This is a genomic window from Streptomyces sp. UF-297 (assembly GCF_058245575.1).
In genome coordinates this window covers 1-335 of the sequence record NZ_JBSIBZ010000277.1, presented here as the reverse complement: position 1 = coordinate 335, position 335 = coordinate 1, and the positions used below count along the sequence as shown (strand labels likewise).

Here is a 335-nt window from a genome sequence, read left to right as displayed (position 1 = left end):
GCGTCGGCCACCTCGGCAAGGCCCGCGAAGGTACGTACCGACAGCCCGGCCGCGTCCAGTCCCTCGGCCACGCCGAAACGATCGGCACCGATCAGCGCCCACTGCCCCGGCTGAACCGCAGACTCGGCAATCGGAGCCCAGTCGATGGTGAACAGCGAGTCCGCCACGCCCGCGTCAGCAGACCGGAGTTGGTCCGCCGAGACGGGACGGGTGATCAGCGACGCCACCGACACCACGGGCGCACCCGTCGCATCCGCGGCCGCCACCGTCAGGCTGCCCTGAGCGTCCCGCCGCAGCCGCGCCCGCAGCACCGAAGCACCACTGGCATGCAGCTC

General features: G+C 72.2%; 1 protein-coding gene. It reads right to left on the bottom strand.

What is annotated here, in order from left to right:
* Positions 1-335, bottom strand: a 335-nt coding sequence (locus tag AC4IJH_RS43815; protein ID WP_490857617.1) for a hypothetical protein, incomplete at both ends; no start/stop codon positions are given.